General features: G+C 32.9%; 23 protein-coding genes and 2 riboswitches. Of the genes, 5 read left to right on the top strand and 18 right to left on the bottom strand.

The annotated features are described in order from the left end of the window. Positions 1 to 10 precede the first annotated feature (10 nt). A riboswitch (SAM riboswitch) is annotated at positions 11 to 114 on the bottom strand. Between the two features lie 289 nt (positions 115 to 403). Both FOF46_RS06405 and FOF46_RS31400 read right to left on the bottom strand, forming a co-directional pair. Continuing rightward, positions 404 to 1,252, bottom strand: coding sequence for a hypothetical protein (locus FOF46_RS06405; protein WP_143915880.1), 849 nt, complete (start codon positions 1,250 to 1,252; stop codon positions 404 to 406). A 315-nt stretch (positions 1,253 to 1,567) separates the two neighbouring features. Further along, entirely contained in the window at positions 1,568 to 3,121 is a 1,554-nt protein-coding gene (locus FOF46_RS31400) for a family 16 glycosylhydrolase (RefSeq protein ID WP_109438837.1), read from the bottom strand. A 564-nt stretch (positions 3,122 to 3,685) separates the two neighbouring features. Between FOF46_RS31400 and FOF46_RS06395 the strand changes: the two genes are divergently transcribed. Continuing rightward, positions 3,686 to 4,117 carry a hypothetical protein gene (locus tag FOF46_RS06395; protein WP_167571756.1) on the top strand — a complete coding sequence of 144 codons (432 nt, stop codon included), beginning with the start codon at positions 3,686 to 3,688 and terminating at the stop codon, positions 4,115 to 4,117. Positions 4,118 to 4,181: 64 nt separating this feature from the next. On the opposite strand, the gene FOF46_RS06390 is transcribed toward FOF46_RS06395, so the two are convergent. From FOF46_RS06390 to FOF46_RS06345, 10 genes are all read right to left on the bottom strand, one after another. Further along, a complete protein-coding gene (locus FOF46_RS06390) occupies positions 4,182 to 5,711 on the bottom strand; it encodes a T9SS type A sorting domain-containing protein (RefSeq protein WP_143915878.1) in 1,530 nt (509 codons plus the stop codon). Positions 5,712 to 6,204: 493 nt separating this feature from the next. Continuing rightward, a complete protein-coding gene (locus FOF46_RS06385) occupies positions 6,205 to 6,525 on the bottom strand; it encodes a 2Fe-2S iron-sulfur cluster-binding protein (RefSeq protein WP_109438841.1) in 321 nt (106 codons plus the stop codon). An 86-nt stretch (positions 6,526 to 6,611) separates the two neighbouring features. Then, entirely contained in the window at positions 6,612 to 7,667 is a 1,056-nt protein-coding gene (locus tag FOF46_RS06380) for an NAD(P)/FAD-dependent oxidoreductase (RefSeq protein WP_143915877.1), read from the bottom strand. Beyond that, on the bottom strand, positions 7,654 to 8,256 hold the full coding sequence (locus tag FOF46_RS06375; RefSeq protein ID WP_143915876.1) for a precorrin-2 dehydrogenase/sirohydrochlorin ferrochelatase family protein: 603 nt from the start codon (positions 8,254 to 8,256) through the stop codon (positions 7,654 to 7,656). Before FOF46_RS06375 ends, FOF46_RS06380 begins: the two co-directional genes overlap by 14 nt. Before the next feature lie 20 nt (positions 8,257 to 8,276). Beyond that, a complete protein-coding gene (gene cobA / locus FOF46_RS06370) occupies positions 8,277 to 9,044 on the bottom strand; it encodes a uroporphyrinogen-III C-methyltransferase (protein ID WP_109438844.1) in 768 nt (255 codons plus the stop codon). A 66-nt stretch (positions 9,045 to 9,110) separates the two neighbouring features. Beyond that, positions 9,111 to 11,201 carry a HEPN domain-containing protein gene (locus tag FOF46_RS06365; protein ID WP_143915931.1) on the bottom strand — a complete coding sequence of 697 codons (2,091 nt, stop codon included), beginning with the start codon at positions 11,199 to 11,201 and terminating at the stop codon, positions 9,111 to 9,113. A 122-nt stretch (positions 11,202 to 11,323) separates the two neighbouring features. Then, positions 11,324 to 12,571 carry a sulfate adenylyltransferase subunit 1 gene (locus tag FOF46_RS06360; protein ID WP_143915875.1) on the bottom strand — a complete coding sequence of 416 codons (1,248 nt, stop codon included), beginning with the start codon at positions 12,569 to 12,571 and terminating at the stop codon, positions 11,324 to 11,326. A gap of 117 nt (positions 12,572 to 12,688) precedes the next feature. After that, positions 12,689 to 13,648 (bottom strand): sulfate adenylyltransferase subunit CysD, encoded by a 960-nt coding sequence (gene cysD / locus FOF46_RS06355; RefSeq protein WP_143915874.1) that lies wholly within the window; start codon positions 13,646 to 13,648, stop codon positions 12,689 to 12,691. A 21-nt stretch (positions 13,649 to 13,669) separates the two neighbouring features. Continuing rightward, positions 13,670 to 14,296, bottom strand: a complete 627-nt coding sequence (locus FOF46_RS06350) for a phosphoadenosine phosphosulfate reductase domain-containing protein (protein WP_143915873.1) — start codon at positions 14,294 to 14,296, stop codon at positions 13,670 to 13,672. Between the two features lie 15 nt (positions 14,297 to 14,311). After that, a complete protein-coding gene (locus tag FOF46_RS06345) occupies positions 14,312 to 14,578 on the bottom strand; it encodes a DUF2061 domain-containing protein (RefSeq protein WP_109438848.1) in 267 nt (88 codons plus the stop codon). Between the two features lie 319 nt (positions 14,579 to 14,897). Between FOF46_RS06345 and FOF46_RS06340 the strand changes: the two genes are divergently transcribed. Continuing rightward, positions 14,898 to 15,443, top strand: a complete 546-nt coding sequence (locus tag FOF46_RS06340) for a lipocalin family protein (RefSeq protein WP_160114368.1) — start codon at positions 14,898 to 14,900, stop codon at positions 15,441 to 15,443. A 52-nt stretch (positions 15,444 to 15,495) separates the two neighbouring features. On the opposite strand, the gene FOF46_RS06335 is transcribed toward FOF46_RS06340, so the two are convergent. From FOF46_RS06335 to FOF46_RS06310, 6 genes are read right to left on the bottom strand one after another with little or no spacing between them, the layout of a single operon-like run. Beyond that, the gene (locus tag FOF46_RS06335; protein ID WP_143915872.1) at positions 15,496 to 16,674 is read right to left on the bottom strand and encodes a trans-sulfuration enzyme family protein; all 1,179 of its coding nucleotides are present in this window, start codon (positions 16,672 to 16,674) and stop codon (positions 15,496 to 15,498) included. Continuing rightward, a complete protein-coding gene (locus FOF46_RS06330) occupies positions 16,671 to 17,096 on the bottom strand; it encodes an OsmC family protein (RefSeq protein WP_109438851.1) in 426 nt (141 codons plus the stop codon). The genes FOF46_RS06335 and FOF46_RS06330 overlap by 4 nt, the downstream gene beginning before the upstream one ends. A 30-nt stretch (positions 17,097 to 17,126) precedes the next feature. Continuing rightward, the gene (locus tag FOF46_RS06325) at positions 17,127 to 18,338 is read right to left on the bottom strand and encodes a cytochrome-c peroxidase (RefSeq protein WP_143915871.1); all 1,212 of its coding nucleotides are present in this window, start codon (positions 18,336 to 18,338) and stop codon (positions 17,127 to 17,129) included. Then, positions 18,338 to 20,752 carry a bifunctional aspartate kinase/homoserine dehydrogenase I gene (gene thrA / locus FOF46_RS06320; protein ID WP_143915870.1) on the bottom strand — a complete coding sequence of 805 codons (2,415 nt, stop codon included), beginning with the start codon at positions 20,750 to 20,752 and terminating at the stop codon, positions 18,338 to 18,340. Before thrA ends, FOF46_RS06325 begins: the two co-directional genes overlap by 1 nt. A gap of 10 nt (positions 20,753 to 20,762) precedes the next feature. Continuing rightward, positions 20,763 to 21,725, bottom strand: coding sequence for an alpha/beta fold hydrolase (locus FOF46_RS06315; protein ID WP_143915869.1), 963 nt, complete (start codon positions 21,723 to 21,725; stop codon positions 20,763 to 20,765). Positions 21,726 to 21,753: 28 nt separating this feature from the next. After that, positions 21,754 to 23,043 (bottom strand): O-acetylhomoserine aminocarboxypropyltransferase/cysteine synthase family protein, encoded by a 1,290-nt coding sequence (locus tag FOF46_RS06310; RefSeq protein WP_109438855.1) that lies wholly within the window; start codon positions 23,041 to 23,043, stop codon positions 21,754 to 21,756. A gap of 123 nt (positions 23,044 to 23,166) precedes the next feature. Further along, positions 23,167 to 23,275, bottom strand: a riboswitch (SAM riboswitch). A 332-nt stretch (positions 23,276 to 23,607) separates the two neighbouring features. Between FOF46_RS06310 and metK the strand changes: the two genes are divergently transcribed. The 3 genes from metK to FOF46_RS06295 all read left to right on the top strand — a co-directional run bounded on the left by metK (position 23,608) and on the right by FOF46_RS06295 (position 26,286). Next, entirely contained in the window at positions 23,608 to 24,864 is a 1,257-nt protein-coding gene (gene metK, locus FOF46_RS06305; protein WP_109438856.1) for a methionine adenosyltransferase, read from the top strand. Between the two features lie 212 nt (positions 24,865 to 25,076). Next, positions 25,077 to 25,436: a hypothetical protein gene (locus tag FOF46_RS06300; protein WP_143915868.1), complete on the top strand. Its 360-nt coding sequence runs from the start codon at positions 25,077 to 25,079 to the stop codon at positions 25,434 to 25,436. A 499-nt stretch (positions 25,437 to 25,935) separates the two neighbouring features. After that, on the top strand, positions 25,936 to 26,286 hold the full coding sequence (locus tag FOF46_RS06295; protein WP_143915867.1) for a hypothetical protein: 351 nt from the start codon (positions 25,936 to 25,938) through the stop codon (positions 26,284 to 26,286). The last annotated feature ends 141 nt before the right edge of the window (positions 26,287 to 26,427 follow it).

The following is a 26,427-nucleotide window of genomic DNA, read 5'->3' as shown; positions in this document are numbered from 1 at the left end:
CTATGCATCTTCGTTATCTAGTCCTTAAACGGATAGAATGTAGCACCTTCTTTAACAGATAAAGGGTTGCTAAGGTTTCATAGGGTCTATTCCCTCCACCTTTCTTGATAACATTTAAATAAATTTATGAACGATTATACAGTCTAGCTGCAAATACTATACAAAGTAAAGGTATAGCCCTTTGTTTTGCAAGTTTATTTACAAATTTCACACTTAAATAAAAAAGTAACTTAATCAAAAAATAGTTTTTGACATCATTTAATTGAGTTATTCTCAAAAATCAATAGCAAACTCTTGAAAATTTTCTTTTAAAACATCAAAAACAAAATATTTCACAAAAAATACTCCAAAAAAAGAAGGTGTTTAAAAAGTTAAACACCTTGTAACAACTCAATATTTTATCTTACCTCCAGAGTTTTGAGCCTCCAAACCCTCCTGTATTATGCCCTAGAGTTATGTAATTTGGACCTTCTACGAAGCCTCTTAAAATCCCAGTACTATTTGCATTTCCTTTAGGAACATCTGCCCAATCTAACCATAACTGACTATAGAAACGGCTTCCCCAAGCTATATTGGACCATGTAGGTCGACCGTTTACAAAATTACGTTCTCCAAACCAAACCACCTGGTTACCTACCTGTCTTATATAATAAATCCCTCCATCATTTCCAACCCAACGACCTGTGATATCATTACTATTATTTACAACACCAAATCCGGCAGGACGTGGTGGTGGTAAATAAGAAGGTCGAGTAGTTTTGGTCCAAGAAGAGCCTCCAAAATTATTACCTGACACCTTCGTAAAGCCGCTTCCAAAACAACCTATAGACAATGTTAAACTTCCGCTTCCCGCGATTCCTCCTTTTGGAACATCATAAAAACTTCCAGTAATTGTTTTTCCACTTACATTCCCTTTGAAAACATTGGCCCAACTACCTGATGGGTGTTCTCCAAACCAATATATAGTATTACCAATATGCCGTACATAATAATGTCCCCCATCGTTAGCGTAGTAATACCCTGATAAATTTGGTATTATTGAACACCAATCAATACCAATAACATCAATACTGATCCCTTTTTCTTTCAAATAATTTTCTTTCTCTTTGGCTAGGAACTCTTCTTGTATCGTGCTTGAATCATTTAACTCTTCTTCAAAAAGTGATTCTTTTTCACAATTTGTAAACACAAGAATACTTCCGAATAATAAGATTGAAATATAAAATTTAGATTTAAAAAAAATTGCCTTCATTGTCTTTTGATTTTAAGATTGGTCGAATTTTGATATGATTAGATATTTTGCTTCATCATTTTTATTGAAGCTCTGAAAATAAATTATCCAGACTCAAATGTATCACACTCAAATCAAGCATGTTAGAGATAAAAACCCTTTTTTTATTCGTGTATTACCGGAATCAAAAAAGGGCATACAACTTATTGTAAATAAGCTATATACCCTTTTAAAAATTTAACATAATAGTACTTAGATTTCATTTACATCATAAGCACACACTACACAATACTTTAAGATTAAAAACATTGATTTTAGTCTTAAAATTTTTATTTTTTATCTAAAATTTAGACGTTCGATTGTTTCGTTTCCATTCATGTTTATTCTTAAAAAATAATTACCATTACTAAGGTTTTTGGGTCTTTCAAACACTTTCAAATCATGGTTCCCTGCTTTAAAAGTTCCTAAATCACTCTTTAATAATTCACGTCCCGCTACATCATACAATGCAACTGAAATTTTAGTTTCTTCTATTAATTTAAAAGCCATATTTAATGCACTATTGGCATTTATTGGATTAGGATAAGTTGAAATATCACCTTTAAAATTAGTTTCGCTACTACCAGAACTATTAGATTTACTTAAGCCATCGATAACAAATTTTTCCCATGCACCTATTGCATTTCTATTACAATTAATTCCATTATTACTTCCATTTTCGTGGCTCACATATTTTCCATTATTACCCTTGATTGCATACACATTACCTCCTTGAGGAACTAATGTAAATTTCTCCCATGCTCCTACAGCATTACGATTACAATTCATAGTTTTATTTCCGTTCTCTGAACTTACGTATTTTCCATTATTACCTTTAATACTTACGGTACCATTACCTTCAGATTTAACTATAAACTTTTCTTGCGCTCCTGCTGAATTACTAACAGCCCGCATAGATCTATTTCCGTTTTCTGAACTAACAAACTTGTTAATAGATTGCCCCTTTATAGTTACAGTTCCATTAGAAGGCCCTGGATTTACAGGTCCGCTATTTCCATTAACTAGCTTATAAGAACGTACCCAGTCATAGTAGGTTGTACGATTAGCCGCTGAATCATTCATACCATCGTTACCTGCTTTTGGAGGGTTCCAATCATATGTTTCTACAACCATTCTTAAATACATTGGAAGGTTAAAGTCTGCAGCAGGTGTAATTTTAAACACAAATTTACCATCTAAATAAAACAAACATTCTTTTGCATTTTTCCACCATACCCCATAAGTATGAAATCCTGCATAAGCTGGCTCACCGATATCTGCTTTATTTCCTCTAATACCAACCGGAGTGCTATTACATGAAGTACCTCTACTATGAGTATTTGCATTTAAAGTAACAATATTCCTATTGATCCAAGATTGTCCACCGGTATTACGTCCAACATTTTCGGTCACATCTAATTCTGTTGTTCTGTAATCACAACCCGTAAATTCATTCCTTTTATTAATAAGCCAAAAAGTTGAAGACATAAAAGTTTTATTAGCTTTCATTCGGGTTTCATAGTACCCATATTGATTTCTCATCTTTGATCTTACCAAGCCACCACTATGAGTCCATCCGCCAAAAGGATTCGATTTTTTTGAAGCTGAAATTTTAAGATTTCCGTTTGAAACAGATACTGAGGAAGTTTCAAATCTAGCTGGTCGTCTACCTTCCCATTGTGGATCGTTTACCGCCCATTTCGAATTGTTCAAAGAAGAACCATTAAATTCATCAGACATAGCTTCTATTTTTTCCCACTTTTTTCCGTTTGGAGGTGTTGGTTGAGCTATTGCTTGTAGAAATCCAACAATGCATAGAATTAATAAAATTTTGTGTTTTAGATTTTTCATAACTGTTAGTTTTTGTGTTAAATATGTTTAAGTTGTAATAAAGTTACTAATCAACACCTCTAACCAACCACAACATATGATCAGAAAACAACAACATGTAATTTATTATTTCTACAAAATATTAACACTAAAAATGAACATTAAACAAAAAAAATATTCAAAATTTCACAAAAATCGTTGAGTATTATTAGATTTGATTATACCATAACTTCATATCTATATTATTAATTACCAAATTTTTTAGACTACATAAGAGGTACATTCTATTCAAAAAAGGATACATACGGTATACATTTTTATCCAATGCTAATTAAAACTTTGATTTTCTTAAAGATTCTTTTTCTTTTACACCTCACTCTCTTTCCTTAATTAAATCCTGAATTACTGAAAACCATTTGTTTATTTTTTTGTTTTTCGGCAAAAAAAAGATGTTACTTTTTTTAGAAAATTGATTTAATACTATATCCGTAACAATTAAATTGCAAAGTATGTCTTTATTAAAACCAGAGAGTATTACATCAAATCTCAACATTTACATTATAAATAATATTTACATATATGTCAATGAGTGAAATAACACATAAAAAAAGCCGGTGGTATCGAAATTGGAAATGGATACTCCCAACTACAGCAATATTAACTTTTATCTTCATATTCTTCATTATGACTGGAGATGCCATTTTTAGATATGGATCTGTATACGTGCAGCCTTCTCTTGTAAATAATGCCATAGAGATCGCTAAAGAAAATGACCTAGTTATTGAAAAACTAGGTGAATTATCGCCTCATGATTTTTTTCGTCTATTAGAAGGAGAGGTTCAATATCTGGATCATAATAATGGGATAGCTATAACTGTAGGCATCAGAAGTATTAATGGTAAAAAAGCAAAACTAGATATCATTGCCTATCAAAATGGGCAAGATTGGGAGTATCAAAAAATTACTATAAGAATTAAAAAGCCAATAAAAGAAACTATCAAAATTTTAGAAAGATAACAACGTTTTTTAAGTAGATAAAAAGGGTGTAATATAATTACACCCTTTTTTATTTGCTGAGAATTTAATTAAACATTAGGCGATCGACCGTAACTACATCATTCATTTTTATTTTTAAAATGTATATTCCTGAACTTAATTTGTTTGATCTTGTAAATAATTCCAAATCATGATTACCTGCGTCAAAAGTTCCTAGTTTATTAGATAATACTTTATGGCCAACCGCATCATACAGATCAATAGAAATTTCGGTTTTTTCTCCTAATTTAAAGGCCATATTTAATGGGTTATTTATCTCTATTGGATTAGGGTACATTGCGATTTCATTTTTGACATCCTTGACATCTTTTATATTAAGTTGATTACTTTTAACCCCAAATGCAATTGTAAATTTTTCCCAGGACCCTAAACTAGATCGACTACAAGTCATTCCTCCACTTCCATTTTCAGAACTCAGGTACTTACCATTACTTCCCTTAAAACTATAGACGTTATTGCCATGGTGGATCAATTCAAACTTTTCCCAAGCTCCAACACTTCCTCGGTTACAAAACACATCTTTTAACCCATTTTCAGAACTTACATATTTTCCATTATTTCCTTGTAGTGATACTTGATCGTTTCCGTTAATACTACCTAAAACATTCATTGTAAATTTTTCCCAACCTTGTACTGAAGAACGATTACAGGTCATCGCTTTATTTCCATTTTCTGAGCTTACATATTTGCCATTATTTCCTTTAAGAGAAACTTTAGACCCATCACCAGGGTTAGGATTTGAATTTCCGGTTTTTCTCCAGGTACGTACATAACTTACATACATATCTCTTTTAGCACCATTAGTTACCTCTGCTTGAGTAGGCCAGGGTTTCATCCAATTATATGTTTCGGCATCAATCATCATATATTGAGGATCCTGGGAACTATTGGTTATAACTTGTTTTTGAAATACTCCATCCAAATAAAAGCGGACAGTGTTAGAATTTACTATCCAAACACCATAAGTATGGTAAGAGTCACTAACTGTCCCGCTAGATAATATAAACTTATTGGGTTGAGGTTGATCATTTGTAAAATTAGGTTGAGGATTATGGATATTAGTATGCATTTCTCTTTCTTGACCATTCGTCAACCCCCCAAAGGCTTCCTGAACATCAATCTCATCTCCTCGATTATTAGCATCTAGGTCATTATTTGCAAACCAAAAAGCAGAACCCATTCGTAAACTATTAGCCCTAAATTGACATTCTGAATACATCCCTACTTTCATAGCCTTGCCAGTACTATGTATTGATCCAGTTCTCATGTAATTGGTTGATCCTCCAACCCAAGTAGCCCTTATTACTAAAAGACCATTACCTGATAAAAATGCGTTATTTGCGCCACCAAAAAGTGCTGGAGATCGTCCTCCCCACCATGGATGCCCATATTTCCATTTTCCAGTATTTAAATTTGAACCATTAAACTCATCAGTTAGCTCATTTACTACTGTCCAGTCGCTTGCATTTTCACCGGGTGGTTGCGCATATCCTATAGAAAATATAAACAAGCCCAGAATACATAATAATAATCTAATAAATTGTGTAGTTTTCATAATTCATGTTGGTTTTTGTTAGTAATTAAAAAATCTTACCACAATTTAACCATTTCATAATCAGACCAATACCACAAATGATTTAAGCTCACTAAAACATATGATTAGAAGCGTAACATCATCTTAATATCAGCTATAAAACTACACTTAATTTACAGACACCATATTACCTCGTTTAATAAAACCAAAACTGTTTAAATTGAAACTATAATGGATGATACAAGTAAAACGACAATTCAAAAAAATAAAAAAAGTTATACAACAAATGATTCTTTTTTAAATAATTGCAGTTTTTACTACCCACAATAAAAAAACACTATATATTAACATTATTACAGCAATAAAAATAATAATTAAGTTAAATCAATATGTATTTCTTAAAATAAAATTGTATTAAAGGTGTAAAAATGACCTTTAATCTTTTTTGAAGATGTTTTAATTCTTTTTCTAGACAAGAAAGTGAAGAGTTTCACAACCTTCTCAGGGAGCCTATTTATGATTCTGGTGCAAGTTCTATCTCCAATCCATCAAGTTCTGGAGTAATCGGAATCTGACACCCCAATCTACTATTATCTTCTACATAAAACGCCTCTGCTAACATCAAATCCTCATCTTGTCCCATTTCTGGTAATTCGTGATCTGACAAAACATAACATTGGCAAGATGCACACATTGCCATACCTCCACAAGTACCCTCTACAGGAAGTTCATATGCTTTACAAACCTCCATTAGGTTCATAGCCATATCAGTTGGTGCTAATACTTCGTGCACTGTTCCTTCTCTATCTGTTATCTTTATAGTAATATCTGACATAACTGCTTATTTCTATACAAAATATACTTAAAAACCTCATAATTTGCTATAACAAACTATGAGGTTCAAAAATAAAATATTATCTTTTATACTATTGCTTTTACCACTTCTTTTTTGGCTTCTTTTTTGGTACCATCAAATCCTTCTACACCGCCTACAGTAGTATATTTCATTACATATTTCTTATCAGGGAAAATTCTCTGATACGCACTTTGACACATAATTGCCGCTTCATGAAAACCAGAAAGGATCAATTTAAGTTTTCCTTTATATGTATTCACATCTCCAATAGCATAAATACCCGGGATATTAGTTTGATAATCATAAGAATTATCTACTTTAATTGCATTTTTTTCAATTTCTAATCCCCAATCTCCTATAGGGCCTAGTTTTGGTGAAAGACCAAATAACGGGATAAAATAGTCTGTATCTACATGAATATCTCCTTGTGTTTTATGCTTAATTCCTACGCCTGTAATATGATCTTCTCCTTTTAGTTCTTTAACCTCAGCTTCGGTAATTAGGTTTACTTTTCCTAGCTTGGTCAATTCTGCAACTCTCTCTACAGAATCTAATGCGCCTCTAAACTCATTACGTCTATGTACTAAAGTTACTTCACTTGCTACATCTGCTAAGAAAATAGTCCAATCTAATGCAGAATCACCACCTCCAGAAATTACAACTCGTTTATCTCTATACACTTCTGGATCCCGAATGATGTATGCTACTCCTTTATCCTCAAAATCTATGATATTAGGGATAGGTGGCTTGCGTGGTTCGAAAGAACCTAATCCTCCTGCAATAGCTACTACCGGAGCATTATGCTGTGTTCCTTTATTGGTAGTAACCAAAAATGTATCATCTTCTAACTTCTCGATAGTTTCTGCTCTCTCTCCTAAGGTAAAACCAGGATTAAAAGGTTTAATCTGTTCCATAAGATTATCTACCAATTCTCCTGCAAGAATTTCAGGGAATCCTGGAATATCATATATTGGTTTTTTAGGATATATCTCTGAACATTGCCCACCTGGTTGTGGTAAAGCATCTATAAGATGCGTTTTTAACTTCAGTAATCCTGCTTCAAATACAGTGAATAATCCTGTTGGGCCAGCTCCGATTATTAAAATATCAGTCTTGATCATTTTCAACTTCTTTTTTTCCTATTAATCCTTTGGTAAATTCGTTTAGTGTTTCCACCTTTTCTTCGAAATCACCTTTTATTGTTTTTCTATATTCGTTTAAATTCTTAACTAAGTCATCAATGTTTTCTGGAATTATTTCTTCAAAAAACTGACGTAATCGTTTTGCGGTAGTGGGTGACTTTCCGTTAGTCGAAATAGCCACTTTGACATTACCTTTGGTTACAATTCCTCCCATATAAAAATCACAATACGGAGGATTATCTGCTACATTAACCAATTTACTTTTCCTCCTACAGTCTCTATACACTTGGATATTAACCTTAGGAACATCAGTAGTAGCTATCACAATGTGTTTTCTTTTCAAAAACCGTTTATGATATTTTTTTTGTATCATTTCTATTCCAAATCTTTCTGCTAATGCTATTGTACCTTCTCTAAACATTGGTGATACTATAGTTACCTGTGCATCCGGACTGGATTTTAATAAGAACGTAAGTTTTTCTTCAGCTACATTTCCTCCTCCTACAATAAGTACTTCGAGGTTTTTAACCTTTAAAAAAACCGGGTATAAATTATTTATTTCTTCCATTTTATTCCTAACCCAAACTATTAAGATACAACTTCTTCTCGTATCTCTTTATAAATTGAAGCTAGTTTTGCTCTTTGACTTACCACATCACCTATTACAATTATTGCAGGTGATGATAGTTTTCCTTCTACAACTATCTTTTCAATTGTATCTATAGTACCTAATCCAAACTTCTCATTTTCAGTGGTTCCATTCTGAATAATCGCTACTGGGGTGTCTTGTTTTTTTTCTGCGGCAAAGATACTAACTATTTCACTCAGCTTACCCATTCCCATTAAAATTACCACAGTTGCATTTGATTTTGCTGCCAGATATACATCTTGCGATAATTTATGTGATTTTGTTGTTCCTGTAATCACCCAAAAACTCTCTGAAACTCCTCTTTTGGTCAATGGAATTCCTTGATAAGCCGGCACTGCAAATGATGATGATATCCCAGGAACCATATCAGTTTCTATATCAAATTGCTGTACATAATCAATCTCCTCTGCTCCTCTACCAAAAATAAATGGATCCCCTCCTTTCAATCTCACTACATGGCCATAGTTTTTTGCTCTATTTACAATTAATTCATTAATCTGTTCTTGCTGATAAGCATAGCACCCTTTTCGTTTCCCCACAAAAATCTGTTCTGCCTTTGGAGCATATTTTAGCAACGTTTCATTTATAAGAGCATCGTATAACACCACATCTGCTGATTCTAAAGCTTTAATAGCTTTAAGCGTAATCAAATCAGGATCTCCCGGACCTGCTCCTACTACGGTCAATTTTGGTATTTTATTACTCATTATTTATGATTTTAATCATTTGACCTCATTGAAATTATTCCTAAGAAGTCGATCAAATTTACAGCTTTATGCGTTTTCTACTTCAAGTGTTCTAAATTCTTGCACTTTCTGTAAAAATTGCTCTGCTTTTTTGATATAATCCACTGCAAAATCCTTACTTGGTGCATTTTTCTGAATTTGATATATTAAATCTGCAAACGTACCATCCAAATTTATCTTTCCATTGACTACAAATTCATCATCAAATTGGTTTATAATACTAGCATGAGTATTTGTTTTCTTATTCTCTGCCAATAACAATGCTTTTGCTGAATTTACTAAAGAACTATATGCATGATAAACGGCATCAGAATATATTTCATTTTCAAAAGAGAGTTTTGCATTTTCAATTTTCTCTTCACTTTCTAAAAACAAAGTAGCGATTAAATCAATAACAACTCCTGCACATTCTCCAATCCCAATTGCTTTAACATAATTTTCCTCTGTCCCCCAATCAATAAAATCTTCTTGAGTAAGGTTATCAGCATTGGATAGGTCAGTAAGTAAATCATAGAAATATTTCTCCCCTTTATCAGCATAATATGCTACAAATGGCTTTCTATTTGCATTTGCTTCAAAGTCATTTAATATTCTTCTTAATGCCTCTGGTCCTCTTCTGCTAGGAATTTTTACTACTTTATCAGCAAACTTTCCTTTTCCATCACCTAGATTACCTCCTCCTAACAACACTTGTAATGCTGGAGCTACTAGTTTATCTTTGGTACGTATAGACATTCCCTGGAAGCCTATATTTGCCATATTATGCTGTCCACAAGCATTCATACATCCACTAATTTTGATAACCAAATCTTCTTTCTCAAGATATTGAGGGTATTCAGTTTTGATTACTCGTTCTAACTCTTCTGCAATACCTGTACTACTCGCGATACCTAAATTACACGTATCTGTACCAGGACAAGCGGTAATATCCACAGCTTTATTATATCCAGATTCTACGAATCCTAATTTTTCTAGTTCCTGATAGAAAAATGGTAATAAATCTTCCTTTACAAAAGGAATCAAAATATTCTGACGTAAGGATAGACGAATCTCTCCAGCTGCATATTTCTCTACAAGATCAGCCAACAATCGAGCTTTATCAGTATAAAAATCTCCCAATAATACTTTTATCCCTATTGCAACATATCCTTGTTGTTTTTGAGAGATCACATTAGTGGCTTTCCATAACTCAAAAGCTTTTTGATTTTTAATATCTACATGTGGAGCTTCAACCGCTACAGGAACAGAAACTTCATAAGCATCAGCATCAATTGCAACTGTTTTTTGTTCGATTGCATTTTGTTCTGCTTCTACTAATTCTTTGAATGCTTCTAAACCAATATCTTTTAGTAAAAATTTCATTCTAGCTTTAGCTCTACTCTTACGTTCTCCGTGGCGATCGAATATTCTCAATACCCCCTCCATTAGAGGAATGATCTTATCTGTTGGCAAAAAACTATATAATTCATCAGCGTGTCTAGGTTGAGAGCCTAATCCTCCACCCAACATCACTTTAAATCCTCGAACTCCATTTTCAATTTTAGCTATAAAACCTAAATCATGCATGTAAGATAAACCTGTATCTTCTTCTGTTCCAGAAAAGGACACTTTAAACTTACGTCCCATCTCCTGACAGATCGGGTTTCTTAAAAAGAAACGAAACAATGCATCTGCATATGGAGATACATCAAAAGGTTCTTTGGGGTCAATCCCTGCAGTCTCTGAAGCAGTTACATTACGTACCGTATTACCACATGCTTCTCTTAATGTAACATCATCTCTTTCTAGCTCTGACCAAAGCTCTGGGGTTCTATTCAAATCCACATAATGAATCTGGATGTCCTGACGTGTTGTAATGTGTAATCTTCCTCTAGAATATTCATCAGACACTTCACAGATACGCCTTAATTGGTTACTCAACACCTTACCATAAGGTAATTTAATACGAATCATTTGCACTCCTTCCTGACGCTGACCATATACTCCACGTGCTAAACGAAGGCTTCGAAATTTTTCTTCATCTATCTTACCCTTATGGAATTGCTCTATTTTATTAGCTAATTCTATAATGTCTTTCTGAACAATCGGGTTTTCTATTTCGGTTCTAAAACTTTGCATCTTTTTTTTCGTATTTCTATCCTTAAAAAAGGACATAGTTATGACTTTTGTATGATGGTTTTATCTATTAAAAAATCTTGTTTTTTTCTTCTTCTTATAATAGAGAAAAAGCTTTTTATTTATTATTCTATAAAGCCTACTCCAGAAGTATTATTGGTTTGTGAATCTATTAATATAAATGACCCTGACGCTTTATTCTTACTATAAGAATCAACCGCTAAAGGTTTACTCAATTGTATCTGAACTTTCCCTATTTCATTTAAGCTCAAGGAATTTTTTGAAATATCTTCTCCAGAAAAATCGGTAGCAATAGTCCCACTTATACTTTTTACTTTTGCCAGGATTCGACTGCTTCCGCTTTGTAGAAAATAATTAGTTCCAGGGTTAAGATCCTTACTATCCATCCAACAGACCGTAGCTGTCAAAAGTTTTTCTACTCTTGGTTTTTCTGATGATTTTACAATCATATCTCCACGACTAACATTTACATCATTCTCTAGTGTAATTGTGCATGAACTTCCTCTACCGGCAGTATCAAATTTTTGATCAAAAAAGTAAATTTCTTTTACTTTTGATGTAGTCAATGAAGGTAAAATAGTGACTTCATCTCCTATAGAAAGGTCTCCACCATACAATTTTCCTGCATACCCTCTAAAATCATGAAATTCATCTTTTTTAGGACGAATTACTGTTTGAATTGGGAAACGTACCTGTGCTTTTTCATAAACATCTTGTGCGTCCAGTTCTTCTAAATGTTCTAATAATGTCTGACCAGAATACCAAGGTGTTCTTTCTGATTTATCTACTACATTATCTCCTTGTAGAGCACTTACAGGAATAAAAGTTATATTTTGCTCTTTATAATCGCTTTTTGCTATTAGTATCTCAAAATCTTTTTTAATTGCTTCAAATTTTTCTTGAGAAAAATCTACCAAATCCATTTTATTAATAGCTACTATAACATCCTTAACTCTCAATAAATTATTAATAAAAAAGTGACGATATGTCTGCTCTATAACTCCTTTACGAGCATCTACCAAAATAATCGAAGCCTGAGAAGTTGATGCTCCAGTCACCATATTTCTGGTATATTCTATATGGCCCGGTGTATCAGCAATAATGTAACTTTTCTCTTTTGTAGAAAAATAAATATGTGCTACATCGATCGTTATTCCTTGTTCTCGTTCTGCCACTAAACCATCTGTCGCCAATGAAAAATCCAGATAATCAAATCCATTAGCTTTACTCCTGGTTTCGATTGCTTCTAATTTATCTGTAGTTAATGATTTTGTATCATATAAGATACGACCAATTAAGGTACTTTTACCATCATCTACACTTCCTGCTGTTGCTATTTTTAATACGTCCATAGCTATTATTATTTCTCCTTTGGGAGTAGTATTCTTTATTATTTATGATGAATATTTAAGTTCCAGTCTTCATTTCGACGAGCTCAATGTGTCAAACCGAAATAACAAAAACAACTTTTAAAAATATCCTTGTTGTTTACGTTTTTCCATAGCTGCTTCAGATCGTTTATCATCTATACGAGCTCCTCGTTCTGAGATTGTTGATTGTCTAATTTCATCAACAACTTTGTCAATTGTGATTGCATCTGATAGCACTGCGGCTGTACAAGACATATCTCCTACCGTACGAAACCTAACCATTCGTTCCTCTACCACCTCATCAACTTCTCTATATACCACATCATCTTCTGCTGACCAAATCATACCATCCCGAATAAATATTTTACGTTTATGTGCAAAATATATTGATGGAATTTCAATAGCTTCTTTTTGAATATAACTCCATACATCTAATTCTGTCCAGTTACTAATTGGAAACACCCGCACATTTTGACCTAAATCTATCTTCCCGTTAAGATGATCAAATAATTCTGGGCGTTGATTTTTTTCATCCCACTGTCCAAAATCATCTCTAACTGAAAATATACGTTCTTTGGCTCTTGCCTTTTCCTCATCCCTTCTTGCTCCACCTATAGCTGCATCAAACTTAAATTCTTCTAAAGCATCCAAAAGCGTTGTAGTTTGTAAACTATTACGACTTGCATATTTTCCTTTTTCTTCTATAACTTTACCTTGATCAATGGAATCCTGAACATTTCTAACGATTAGTTCTACTCCTAGTTCTTTGACTAATCGATCTCTAAATTCTATAGTTTCGGGAAAATTATGTCCTGTGTCAATATGTAATAATGGGAAAGGGATTTTTCCTGGGTAAAATGCTTTCTGAGCCAATCGCACCAAAGTAATAGAATCTTTTCCTCCAGAAAAAAGCAATACTGGTTTTTCGAACTGTGCAACTACTTCTCTAAAAATATAAATTGCTTCGCTCTCCAAAGGATTTACCTTAAGAACAGATGCCCCAGCTAAGTTACCCGCTGATCCATTTAATTGTTCTACTTTCTTTTCTAGTATTTCCATTCTTATCTTTTTCGTAATTTATTAGTTAGTATGTAACCCACACTCTCTATTTTCTAATACTTTTGTAGGGTCAAAATATTTGAATTCGTTTGGTAATTTGTTTTCCTCTAAATACACATCTAATTCTTCATCACTGTAGTAATAAAAAGGGCTTACTTTTAAAACACCATCTTTTCCAACACTTAAAATATCCAAAGAATCCCGCAATGCGGTTTGTCCTTTTCGAAGATTTGTAAACCAGACATCAGGAGCAAAATCTGACATTGCTCTTTTAAAAGGTTCTAGCTTTACCTGTTCTGTAAAAATCTTATGTTTAGGATCGTCAATATCTGGAATTCCCATCACTACATCTCTGTGTGCTGTAGTTTGTTTTGGAACATACAATTTGACGTTTAAGCTCAGTAAATCAATGACATTATCTGCATGCTTATATGTATTTGGGGTATTGTACCCTGAATCACACCAAATCACCGGAATATCAGGCAGTGCTTCTGAGCAAACTGCAAGAATAGCCGCTTCATATGGTCTAAAATTAGTAGTAACTACAGGTTTTTTTGCATTTAAAATCGCCCATTGTGTAATTTCTAAAGGTGTCTTATCCCTTAGTGATTTATTAAGATTTGCTATTTCTTTTTCTGTTAAGCTCATAATTCTCTTTCTTTTCTACTTCCCCCATTTAATTCGATTCCAAATTCTTTCATGAAAGAAATACAAAATCATTTTGGTTACAAAATCAATAGACGCTATAGAAGTAGCAAGCGCTATTTCTCCAGTTAAAATATAGGATACAATTAATGTATCTAATGTACCCACCACTCTCCAGCTCACTGCTTTTGCAATACTACGCAAAGGTTTCTCAGAAGTTTTATCATCCTGATATGTTGTTTTCTGTGTGGATACTTTATCTAATATCATTTGATCTACAATCATTTTTTAAAATTCTATTACCCTATCGGATTAGTAGATTATTAAACAAATGTATATATAAAATTTGTGTATTAGTCCAAAAGATTAAAAAAATCTTACTAAAACTCAATGAATTATGATATCTTTAATAAAAACCCCACTAGTTTAGTAGATTATTAAAGCGTTGATAGGATCATTGTATATAATAATGAATAATGATTTACTAAACTTTTACTAATTACCCTTAAAAACCCCATAAAAAAGAGTCAATTAAACAAAAGGAACAATATGATAATCAGCCTCTCGTTGAAAATTAAGTAGTAACTCAAAATATATGATCAAAATGAAAAAATTTGCAATGCTTTTATTTTTAGCAAGTACCTCGTTATTTTTTTCTTGTAGTAGCGATGATGATGCACCTACTGAAGTCGATCAAAATTTAATTCCCGGAGAATGGAATCTAACAGAAGTCAAGTCAGAAAATGGTAAAGTTTCTGCTACTATCCAAAATATTCCTGTAAGTGGTGATTTTACACTTACCGGAAAGGATTATACTGCTAAAGCAACTTTTACAGAAACTTCTGCGACAGATGAACCCAATACTTTTGTGAGTTCTGGAGGTTTTACAGCAGTTGCTACTATAAGCATCCCCACTCAAGACCCAATTGAATATGAAGAACCAATTCCTGATTTTATAGGAACTGGAGAATGGAAAACAGAAGGCAATATTCTAACTACTACTGTTGCCGGAGAAGAAGAGTCGTTTGAAATTGTTTCTTTGACTGCTGAAACTATGACACTTAAGATAACCATTAATGAAGACATAGAACGTCAGGGAATCACTTTTGCCGTAACAGGTGATCAAATTTTTACCTTAACAAAAAACTAACAACACTTTTATTTCTTAAACAAAAAAAGCTGAGCAGATGCTCAGCTTTTCTTCATATTTCTTCTAATGCTTGTTTTATATCCTGGATAATATCGTCAATATGTTCTAGCCCTAAAGAACACCGTACCATGCCATTGGTAATCCCAACAACTTCTTTATCCTCATCAGCTAACTTACTATGTGTTGTAGACGCAGGATGCGTTACTATAGTTCTAGTATCTCCAAGATTTGCAGACAAAGAACACATTTTAATAGTATCAAAAAAAGTTTTCCCTGCCTGTACTCCTCCATTTACTTCAAAAGCAACAATATTACCACCTGATTTCATTTGTCGTTTAGCAATTTCATATTGCGGATGAGATTTCAAAAAAGGATACTTTACCCAATTTACTTTGGGATGTGCTTCTAAAAACTCAGCTAGTTTATATGCATTTTCACAATGACGGTCTACACGAACGGCTAATGTTTCTAAACTTTTAGACAACACCCAGGCATTGAAAGGTGATAATGCAGGTCCCGTATTTCGAGAAAACAAATAAATCTCTCTGATTAACTCTTTTTTGCCCACGGTTACTCCTCCTAATACTCTTCCTTGACCGTCTATCAACTTGGTAGCCGAATGTATAACAAGATCTGCTCCAAACTGAATAGGGTTTTGTAAATATGGAGTTGCAAAACAGTTATCAATAATCAAAAGTAGATTATGTTTTTTAGCAATTTTGCCCAATACCTCTAAATCCAGAATATCTACTCCCGGATTCGTAGGAGATTCTGCATATAGAATTTTTGTATTAGATCGAATTAAACTTTCTATTTTTTCCGTCTCATCTATCCTAAAATAACTTGTTTCTATATTCCATTTAGGAAAATACTTAGTAAACAATGAATGTGTAGATCCAAAAACAGATCGTGCTGATATGATATGATCACCTGCATCTAATAAAGCTGCAAATGTAGAGAACACTGCAGCCATACCTGTTGCAAATGCATACCCATCTTCTGCTCCTTCTAACTTACAAATTTTATCTACAAATTCTGTAGTATTAGGATTACTAAAACGACTATACAGGTTCCGATCTTTCTCTTCAGCAAAAGCTGCTCTCATTTCTTCAGAATCTTCAAAAACAAATCCCGAAGTCAAATACATGGGTGAAGAATGCTCTAAAAACTGTGTTTTTTCGGTCTGTGTTCTGACCGCTTGTGTTTCAAAATTTGTACTATCTAGACTCATACTTCTTTATTATTTACTACTACTTTATATGCTATGGTAGCAGTAGGTTCTAAAGTTTTGGATACTGAACAATATTTTTCGAACGACAATTGAGCAGCTCTTTTTGCTTTTTCGGGAGCTATTTCCCCTTCAAGAAATACAGTTACTACTATATTTTTAAAAGGCTTTGCTCCATCAATTTCTTCACGACTACCATCCACTTCTGCTCTATAGTCTGTAATTTCTTGTCGTTGTTTCTTTAAAATTGATATTACGTCAATAGCACTACATCCCGCGACTCCCATTAACACATACTCCATTGGACTCGGAGCTAAATCATGTCCTCCAACCTCTGCTTTACTATCAATATGAGTCACATGTCCTCTTTCGTTTTTTAATTCGAAATGGTAATCGTTATCTATTCTTTTGAGCTGTATTTTCATTATTTCTATTTTTCAATTTAGTATTATCTCTTAATTAATATCTCCTCCAACCGGAAGACCACTTGGCACTGCATCAACTACCTCTTTATCAAAATCAGTTTCATTTAACGTATTTAAAAAAGAAATGATTGGTGCCATATCCATAACCTTAATTCGTATTTTTTTAACTAAAGAATCTAATTGATCATCTTCAATATTTGGATTTTGAGACCTTCCTGAAGCTATATCTTCATAAAACTCTAAAACTTTTTGTAAATTTTTCATCTTACCATTATGCATATAAGGTGCAGTAAATTGTAAATTTCGTAAGCTTGGAGTTCTAAAGGAAAATTGTTGACCAAAACCACTATCTATTATTTTTAATTTATTGTTTTCCTGCAAACTCAACACATGCATTTTATAATCAGAAAACATAGGTCCTTTATGACAATTCGCGCAACCTACTTTTTTAAACAATTTAAAACCTTCTTTTTCTGAAAGAGAAATTGCATTTTCGTCTCCTGCTACATATTGATCAAAACGAGAATTATTCGTTACCAAAGTCCTTTCAAAAACCGCTATCGCTTTGGATAAATTAATGCTATTGATTGCATCTTTCTCTCCAAACGCTTCCTCAAATAATGTTTGATATTCGGGAATTGCTTTCAGTCTGGCGATAACCACATCCAGGATATCCTTTTCAGCATACTTACGCCCTCTCATTTCTTCGAGTGCTTTGATCGGCTCTAATGCTTGTTTTTCTAAACTTTCTACTCGCGAATCCCAAAACATTGGTGCTTTCTCAGGGTCATATTCATTATTTGTATCAATACCATTATATGCTGTATTTAAAATGGTATGAGCATTTCTTTTTACAAAAGGAATATCATTTGGCGTATTAAACACCCGAGTACTTCCAAAACCTTTTCCATTTACTCCAATAGAAATATCCCGAAACTCAGCATAACCATTCTTAGGATGATGACAAGTAGCACAAGCTACATCTTTATTTCCTGACAATATCGGATCAAAAAAAAGTAATTTTCCCAAGGCAGCTTTTTCAGGAGAACTAGGATTATCTTTGGGTGATTTTACAGTTTTAGGGAGCGCTGTATATTGTACTAGCACATCCTCTTTAGCTATTGTTTTGTAATCAGTTTTTTCTGAATTAAAACAACCTGCAATAACAAAAAGTACCAAATTCAATAAAAACAATACGTTCTTGTTTTGCCAAATAACCGTATCTCCAATTATAATCTTCATTATCCTTTTTCTGTTAATCGCAATATATCTCCAAAGACACCTCTTGCTGTAACTGCTGCTCCTGCTCCTGCTCCTTGAATTACTATCGGTTGATCCCCATAAGATTCTGTATAAATCTCAAATATAGAGTCGGAACCTTTTACCTGTCCTAACGCGCTACTTTGAGGAACGGAGACCAATTTTACATCAAGATTTCCTTTCTCTTTGGATAAATCTCCCCAAAGATCACCAATATACCTCAATACATGATTAGGTTTTTGCTCTTCTTTAACTTTTTGATATACCAAGTTCAGGTTATCTAATTTCTCCAAAAATTCCTGAGCTTCTCCTTGTCTAAGTCCTTCAGGAATCAAATTATGAATATTCACATCCTCAAATTCATTACTTAAATCAAGCTCTCTTGCCAAAATCAATAATTTCCTACCAACATCATTTCCACAAAGATCTTCACGAGGATCTGGTTCTGTGAATCCTTTATCTATAGCTTCTTGTAAGACTTCACTAAATAATCGATTTTCATTAGAATATGTATTAAACAAGTAACTTAATGACCCAGAAAAAACTCCTTTAATTCTTGTGATATTCTCTCCTGATAAATGCAATAACTTAATCGTATCAATAAGCGGTAATCCTGCTCCTACATTAGTTTCATACAAATACTGTTTTTGATTATCCTCTAGTTTCTTTCGTAATTCTTTATAAAAATCAAAACTTAATGTATTTGCTACTTTATTAGAAGATACCAGATCAAAACCATGTTCTACCAGATGCATATAATTTGCTGTGAATGCTTCACTAGCTGTATTATCAATAGCGATTAAATTCTCTAGATGATGTTCATCTGCATATCGAACTATATCTTCTATGGTATAAGAAATTCCTTTTTCATCAATACTGTTTTTCCAATGTTCATTAATACCATTTTTATCTAAAAGTACTTTTTTAGAGTTTGCAACTGCAAAAATATTAAGGTTTATTTTCTTTCGTTTTTCGATCTGCTCAGAGGATTTCAGGATTTGTTCTATTAAGGTACCTCCTACCAATCCGTGACCAAATATTGCAAGGTTAATTTTTTTAGCGATTTCAAAAATCTCTCCATGAATCACATTCAATGCACGATGTAATTGTTCTTTTTTCACTACCAGACTTATGGTAGCACCAGTAACCGTATTATTAAAAAGCAAAGGGATTACCTGGTTTTTAATTAATGCATTATACGGTTTATGAAATGTACTTAAATCCTGACCAATAATTGAAATCACAGATACATTTTCTTCTATTGAAATACCACTTACATCTCGTTTGTGAAAATCAGATTCGAATTCTTGTTCTAATACTGTTTTAGCTTCTTTTGCTTTATTAGCTTCTACAACAAATCCTATTCCTCGTTCTGAAGAACCTTGAGAAATAATACTAACACTAATATTTTTATGTGCTAATGCTCTAAAAATTCTTGCATCTACACCAACTTTACCCAAAAGTCCTCTCCCTTCGAGATTAATCAAAGCTACATGTTCTAAGACCGACAGGGATTTAATTCCTTTTTCGTTTGATGTAGCTGTTATTAAGGTACCTTTATTTTTATAGTCAAAAGTATTTAATATCCTAAGGGGAATATTCTTTTCTATTAGCGGAATTATCGTTTTTGCATGAAGAATATTAGCTCCAAAATATGCTAATTCATTAGCTTCTGCAAATGATAATTTTTCTATTTTCCTTGCATCTGGCACTAAATCAGGATTTGCTGTATAAATTCCATTAACATGAGTAAAATTTTGTAATTCCTCAGCCTCTAGATAATTTGCCAGTAACGAGGCAGTATAATTACTTCCGTTTCTACCTAAAGTAGTAGTTTCATTGTTAGTATTAGACGCTATAAAACCAGTAACCACGTTTACTGTAGATCCATTATGTTTATTAAAATGGCTAATTACATTTTTCTTGGATAATTTATCCAGAGGTTGAGCATCTCCAAACTGAGCATCTGTAATTATAAGTGATCTACTATCTGTAAAATTGGCTTTAATATTTTTTTCCTGAAGAAGTTGTGTTACCAATTTGGCAGAAATCACCTCACCTTGAGACAATACCTGATCTTTTATTCTTTTACTATAATCTCCTAAAAGAGATACCCCTTCAAAAAGCTTATCTAGTGTTTCGAATTCCTGAGTAAAATCTATACTCTTAAAACCATCTAATTGATACTTTTTAAATGCATCCAATTGCTCTTGATAAGGTTTACTTTTTGATGCTTTTTCAAGAATTCCTTCTAGTTCATCAGTAGTATTGCCTCTGGCAGAAAGCACAACTGTTATTTTCTCATCTTTCTTAACCTTGTCTTCAATTATTTCAATTACCGTACGAATTCCTTTTCCGTTAGCTAATGACTTTCCTCCAAATTTTAAGACCTTCATTTCTTTTTATTTAAAAAATATCTTTTAACAATTTGCTTAATTGTTCAAACTCTATTAAAAAAGCATCATGACCGTGTGCAGAATTAATAATTGCGTGGGTAACATTATGCTTAACTTCTTGTAACTCCTTAAATGTAATTTTATCTTCTGCTGCAGTAAAAAAGATATCAGAATCCACGCTAATAATATGAATATTGGATTGTATAGATCTGGCTACTTCTTTAAAACTCCCTCTTTTTTCTGTGATATCAATATTGCCCAGAATATGATTTAATTCTTTATACGCAGAAAGTGTAAACCTTCTATCCAATCGTTCACCATGATATAAAAGCCAACTTTCTACATTATACACACCTCTTTCTTCATTAAAAGTTCTATCAAATTTTTGTTTAAATGACTCTGGAGACCTATAGATAAGCATTGCATGTAATCTTGCGTCATGAACTGGATTATTAGAATTTAATAAAATCTGTTCTTGTACCAAACAATTTGCTTTTAGCCAATCTGTAGATTTCCAATCTGTCGCAACAGGAATAAGGTGTTTTATTAATTCAGGTTGCAAAGCAGCCAATTCCCATGCTATTCCACCTCCTACAGAACCACCAATCACAGCATATAATTCATCTATTTTCAATAATTTTAAACCCTCAGAAAAGATAGCAGCAATATCTCTTGCATTAAAAGTCTTATAGTCTTCAATTAAATTCTCCTTAATTCCGTCATAACCATTCCCAGGAATATTAAACGATAAAACGGTATACCTATTAGTATCAATACATTTACCTTCCCCTATCAAACCACTCCACCATCCACCTGAGCCACACACCATAGAATTACCGGTAAGTGCGTGGTTCACCAATACAATTGGAGCCTGAAACAAAGGTTTTCCAAATACTTGGTACGTCAAAGGTATATGATCTATACACTTAGCTTTTACTGTAGTGAAATTAGAAATGTCAAGTTTTTGAAGCATAGGAAAAGTATATATAACTCTTTAATTTTTATTTGACAGTTTCGGTTATTTTGGCAAAAGCTACCTCTAAATCTCCTTTTAAGTCTTCAATATCCTCTAATCCAACAGATAACCTTATCAAATCCTGGGTTACTCCCGTTGATTCTTGTTGTACAGCATCCAATTGTTGATGTGTAGTACTTGCAGGATGAATTATCAGGGATTTTGTATCCCCAATATTAGCCAATAAAGAAAAAATCTTTGTCTCGTTAGCTACAGTTTTGGCTGAATCAAACCCTCCTTTTACCCCAAAGGTTATTATACCACTCTGCCCTTTAGGTAAATATTCCTGAGCTAATTTATAGTACGAATCTCCTTCAAGTCCGGGATATTTTATCCACGTCACTTCATCTTGTTTTTGTAGCCATTTCGCCAAAGCCAATGCATTCTCGCTATGTTTTTTGATTCTAATTTCTAAGGTTTCCAAACCTTGTAAAATCTGAAATGCATTGAATGGACTAAGTGCAGCACCATGATCTCTTAACCCTTCTATTCTCGCTTTGGCTATAAACGCTGCAGCTCCTAATGCTTCATGATATACTAATCCATGGTATCCTGGGGAAGGTTCTGTAAATTCAGGAAATTTACCACTAGACCAATCAAAAGTTCCTGCATCTATTATTACACCTCCGAGAGAAGTTCCATTCCCGCTTATATATTTGGTAAGAGAATGAATCACAATATTAGCACCATACTCAATAGGGTTTAGCAATGCTGGAGTAGCAACAGTATTATCTACAATCAAAGGAACTTTATAAGCTTTGGCTTCTGATGAAATTGCTTTTAGATCAAGTACATCTAATTTTGGGTTACCTAAAGATTCCACAAAAAAAGCACGTGTATTCTCTTGTACAGCATTTTTAAAATTTTCAGGATTTGAAGGATCTACAAATGTGGTAGTAATCCCAAACCTTGGTAAGGTAACTCCTAAAAGATTATAGGTTCCTCCATACAAACTACTGGAAGCAACAATATGATCGCCTGCTTTAAGTAAAGTGAGTAATGCAGTATTAATTGCTGCCGTACCTGATGCAGTTACTACTGCAGCAATACCTCCTTCTAATGCAGCAAGACGTTGCTCTAAAACATCATTTGTAGGATTGTTTAATCGGGTATAGATGTACCCCGATTCTGATAAGTTAAATACGTTTGCCGCATGATCAGCATCTCTAAAAACATATGAGGTGGTTTGATAAATAGGTACTGCTCTGGTTCCTCCGTTAGCAGATACATCATGTCCAGCATGTAAAGCTTCTGTTGCAAATTTTTGTGCACTCATAATTTTCTATTTTAAATTTTAATAACAAAATAAAATCCAAATACATCAAACATCTATGATTATGTTTGGTTATAGAAAATTAAAAAGAAAGGAAAACGTCAATTGCGAGAAAGCAATTGTATCGAGTTATCTTTTTCGCCTAAGCGAATAGAATTTAGCACCTTCTTTAAATAAATTTAAAGGGTTGCTAAGGTTTCACAGGGTCTATTCCCTCCACCTTTCTTAATAACTTACTAATATGTATAAGAAACTTCGCAACAAAGCTAGTAATTATTTTTAAACTGTATCATTTTTTATTGGAAAATTATTTTGTTCAATAAAAAACGCTTTAAAAAGCTTTTTGATTAGCAAAAAATTAATAACGTGTTAAATGCTTTCAAGTATTATCATTTTTTTTACCTTTGCCGAAATATTTTTCAGGGAAAGATTTGACTGATTGCAACCCAAAACACTGTTCTAAATGTTAACAGTATTAAAAATGCTAAAGCAGTTCGATTTATAAATAATTTATCGAAAGCTTCACATCTCAGTCTCGTCTAATCATTCTCGATAAAACAACAACGAATGGCATATTTATTTACTTCAGAGAGTGTATCTGAAGGACATCCGGATAAAGTAGCAGATCAGATCAGTGATGCATTATTAGATAACTTTTTGGCTTTTGACGCAGATTCTAAAGTAGCTTGTGAAACACTAGTTACGACAGGTCAAGTAGTTCTTGCTGGAGAAGTAAAATCCAAAACATACCTTGATGTGCAACACATTGCAAGAGATGTAATTAACACTATTGGATATACCAAAGGAGCATATCAATTTAGTGGAGATTCTTGTGGAGTAATTTCTTTAATTCATGAACAATCTCAGGATATTAATCAAGGTGTAGATCGTGAAACTAAAGAAGAGCAAGGAGCTGGTGACCAGGGAATGATGTTCGGATACGCTACTAAAGAAACTTCTAACTACATGCCTTTGGCTCTTGATATTTCTCATAAAATATTAATAGAATTGGCAAAATTAAGACGAGAAGGTAATGAAATTCCTTATTTACGTCCAGATTCTAAGAGCCAGGTAACTATAGAATATAGTGATGACAACATACCTCAGCGTATTGTTGCGATTGTTGTGTCCACACAACATGATGATTTTGATACTGATGACGATAGAATGCTTTCTAAAATAAAGAATGATATTGTTTCAATCTTAATACCGAGAGTAATTGCTCAGTTACCAGAATACGTTCAGCAATTATTTAATGATCAAATCACATATCATATTAATCCAACCGGAAAATTCGTTATCGGTGGACCTCATGGAGATACTGGTCTTACAGGAAGAAAAATCATCGTAGACACCTATGGTGGAAAAGGAGCACATGGTGGAGGCGCTTTTTCTGGTAAAGACCCTAGTAAAGTAGACAGATCTGCCGCTTATGCGTCGAGACATATTGCAAAAAATCTTGTTGCCGCTGGAGTAGCTAGTGAAGCATTGGTGCAAGTATCCTATGCTATTGGTGTAGTTGAACCTACTTCAATTTTTGTAGATACTTATGGAACCAGTTCATTAGGTTTAACCGATGGTGAAATTGCAGAAAAAGTAAGTGCAATATTTGATATGCGTCCTGCTGCAATAGAAAAGCGTCTTAAATTACGTAACCCTATTTATCAGGAAACTGCAGCTTATGGACATATGGGTAAGGAACCACAAATTATCACTAAAGTTTTTGAAAGCCCTTATTCTGGTAAAATTGAAAAAGAAGTAGAGTTATTTACTTGGGAGAAATTAGACTATGTAGAAACGGTACAAGAAGCCTTTGGGATATAATTTCATCTGGGTTTTATAGTACTTTATCGAAAAATAGGCTGAACCCTTAAAAAATGAGGTTTTACCGTATACTAAAATCGAGTATAATCGTTACTTTTATCCTGTTTATATTAAGACACACAACATATCTTTTTTAAGGGAAAATAATTTTGATATGTTTTTTTGAGAATTTCAGTGTATCAGTATTAATCAATACATTAAAATTTAGGGAAATGAAATTAAAATTCACATTAAATATCGCTTTCTTATTGGTCTGCGGTATGTCTTTTGGTCAGGACTTTAAAAATGACTTTTCTTCTGTAAAAACTATTGACACTCAAATCCAAGAGGAACAATATAGTACAGATCAAATTGCCATGTCGGATCGGTTAGTTGTAAAAACTCCTATAAAGAAGAAAGATAAACGTTTTTATAGCAAAAAGGAATGGAGAAAAATCAAAAAACAACTAAGTAGAAATAAAAAAAGAGTTTCTAATACCAAAAATAGTATCTATACATCCAGAACTATTGATACTATATATTTAAATATTCCTGTAAATAATAATAATGAATCTCGCCTATCAGGGTGGTAACTAAAATATTTTAAAACAGGAAGTTAGGCTATATCTATCTTTAATTTTATCAATTAACTTTAGTTATTTTTTCAAAAACTGACGTTTTTTATTATTTTTTAAAATAAAAAAGCAGAAAATCTATAGAAAAAGAGCTCTTTTTCTATAGATTTTCTGCTTTTAACTAATTTATCAAAATCCCTCAGACAAGCCTGTATTATTGACTTCTCAGTTTTTTATCCTTTTTTCGTCTAAAAAAAATAAAAAAAATTCTACTCCATTATATCGAAAAAAAACTCTTGTAATAACAACAGCTCTCAGCCTTTACAGGGGGAAAAATCCCCATATAGCACTGTGGTTTTTCCGTAATACAAAACCAAATAGTATTACTATATTAGTAACTGGATATCAACCACTTAATAATTTATCTTAATTATAAAACTGGTCATATCCATACCATTATAAATCGCCCCTACTATACCTAGAATCAAAATTATTAATGCGCAAAAACCAAAAAAAAATGAAAATTAGAATGAGAATTATTACTACTACTGTATTGCTATGTATATCATTTTTATTAACTGGACAACAAACAAGTTACCAACCTATCAAATCCAATTCTCAACAAGAATCTATTACAAAAGTAAACAGACCTTCAGAAATATCAACACCTAATGATAAGAATAATGACGAAGACAAAAAAATAAGTTTAAACAGAGAAAGAGAATGGAAAAAAATTAAAAGACAGATCAAAAGAAATAAGAAAAGAGCTTCTCATAACAAAAACAGTGTTTACACATCAAGAATAATAGATACTATATATATAGATATTCCATCTAACAATAGAAAACCCCGTTTATCAGGCTTATAAAATTTAATAACTGAGTCGTCCTAAAATAGGTTGACAATTTTACGATATTTAATTTAGTCCTGTGAAGCTAGCTTCACAGGATTTTTTGTTATGTATAAAATTAGGTGTTTTTAAATTAAGACTCCAATGTGGTCTTTTATT

It is taken from the genome of Aquimarina algiphila (genome assembly GCF_007489275.1).
Lineage (GTDB): Bacteria > Bacteroidota > Bacteroidia > Flavobacteriales > Flavobacteriaceae > Aquimarina > Aquimarina algiphila.
This window is presented reverse-complemented; position numbering and strand designations above follow the sequence as displayed.